Annotated in this window: 2 protein-coding genes and 1 pseudogene; 2 read left to right on the top strand and 1 reads right to left on the bottom strand. The window is 65.8% G+C overall.

The genetic code is table 11. The annotated features are described in order from the left end of the window. Positions 1 to 457, top strand: a 457-nt coding sequence (locus tag DD1DGNOD_RS15605; RefSeq protein ID WP_165036758.1) for an AMP-binding enzyme, incomplete at its 5' end; no start/stop codon positions are given. 193 nt (positions 458 to 650) lie between these two features. After that, positions 651 to 791 (top strand): hypothetical protein, encoded by a 141-nt coding sequence (locus DD1DGNOD_RS15600; protein ID WP_430827813.1) that lies wholly within the window; start codon positions 651 to 653, stop codon positions 789 to 791. Positions 792 to 881: 90 nt separating this feature from the next. Here the strand turns inward: DD1DGNOD_RS15600 and DD1DGNOD_RS15595 are convergent. Continuing rightward, a pseudogene (locus DD1DGNOD_RS15595) lies at positions 882 to 1,340 on the bottom strand (IS5 family transposase); the annotation flags it as partial. Positions 1,341 to 1,854: the final 514 nt, after the last annotated feature.

Here is a 1,854-nt window from a genome sequence, read left to right as displayed (position 1 = left end):
AATGGCCGGGGGTTACTACCACACGGGTGACGTGGCCAGCATCGACGCCGACGGGTACATCACCTACATCGGCCGTACCGACGATGTGTTCAAGGCCAGCGACTACAAGATCAGCCCGTTCGAGCTGGAGTCGGTGCTCCTCGAGCACCCGGCGGTGGCCGAGGCCGCCGTGGTCCCCGCCCCCGACCCGGTGCGGCTGGCCGTACCCAAGGCCTACATCGCCCTAGCGTCCGGGCACGAGCCGACAAAGGAGACGGCGTGGTCGATCCTGCGCTACGCCCGCGAGCACCTCGCTCCGTACCAGCGCGTCCGGCGGCTCGAGTTCTTCGAACTGCCGAAGACGATCTCAGGCAAGATCCGCCGCGTCGAGCTCCGTGCGCGCGAGAACGACCTCGCCGCGACAGGTGGCAACGACGCCGAATGGCGGGACGACCAGTTCCCAGACTTGAAGGGCTGAGGTCCGCCAAGGGCATGGTTCCGCATGTGGGCGCCGTCGTCGGATGCACGGCGGCGCCCACGCTGCCCTTTCTGGAAGGACGCGCCGCGCAGGCGGGTGAACACTGCGGGCCGGTCACCGACCGGCCCGCAGGCACGTGCGGCACCTGGGGTCTGTTGCGTTCGCCAGGTCCTTGATCGGGCAAGGTGGACTGATGCGTCGACGTCCCGTCTGTCCACCGGTCCCCGTCTCGGAGTTCACCGGGTTCCAGTTCCCTCCTGAGATGATCGTGTTGGCGGTCCGCTGCTACCTGCGCTATGCTACCGAGCTCCGAAATTCCGATTTCGGCCTGTGAGCTGGTCTTCTACGGTTGACGTGGTTGTCGGTGGGTGTCGTCAGGCGGCGTTGCGGTACTCGTTGATCAGCCCGTCGAGGATACGTGTGCGACGCTGGCCGGACTCACGCAGGCGGTCAGCACGGTGCCGAGAGTGTCGACGAGCAGATGCCGCTTGACCCCGTTGACCTTCTTCCCGCCGTCGTAGCCGTGCAGCCCGCCGCGGTCGCTGGCACGCACGCTCTGGCTGTCACAGACCCCCGCACTCGGGGTGGGGTCCCGGCCCCGGGCGGTGCGGTCGACTTCCCGTAGCCGGGTCAGGATCTGTTCCCAGCGGCCCTCGATCCGCCAGGTACGCCAGTAGTGGTAGACCGTCTGCCACGGGGGCAGGTCATGCGGCAGCCGCCGCCAGGCACACCCCGCCCGCACCCAGTAGGCCATCGCATTCACGATCTCCCGCCGTTCGTGCACCGGCGGTCGACCACCGGGTTTGGGAACGGGGACCAGCGGGGCGATCAGCTCCCACTCGCGATCGGAGAGATCCGTCGGATACCGGCGTCGGTCAGTCATCACCAGCCTCCCCTCAACCGGGGGCTCCACCAACCGATCTACCCACCTGACCCTTTTCAGACACCCTCTAATCTGCGAGTTGCCCTCTCCACGCCTGTGGGTGATCCGCCATACCGCACGGCGCGTGGCGAGCGCGGGAGATGCCTGGCTTCCCCGCGTGTCAGCTCTTGTCCACTGCTACTCACCGTTACCTTTTCGATGGTCATCGACATTTCCGGTGTTGCCATGGTGCTGCCGAACGGACCGGATCGGGCCAACCCGTGACGGGACGGAGAAAGACCGATCAAGGTCGCAGATCTGCTCTGGCCAGCCGGAATAACACGGCGTAACAGCCAACGGCATGTCACAACATCACGGGGGCGGCTCTCATAATCCGTCGGTCGTGGGTTCGAGTCCCACCTGTCCCATGCGCTGGTTTCGGCTGCTTGCTGATCTGTGATCAGCTTCGCCACCAGCCGTTATGTCGGGTCTGTTGCGTTATGGGAAAGCAAGACATGGCGGACCCTGCCTGAAT

This window comes from Candidatus Protofrankia californiensis, from assembly GCF_900634765.1.
GTDB classification, from domain to species: domain Bacteria; phylum Actinomycetota; class Actinomycetes; order Frankiales; family Frankiaceae; genus Protofrankia; species Protofrankia californiensis.
This window is presented reverse-complemented; position numbering and strand designations above follow the sequence as displayed.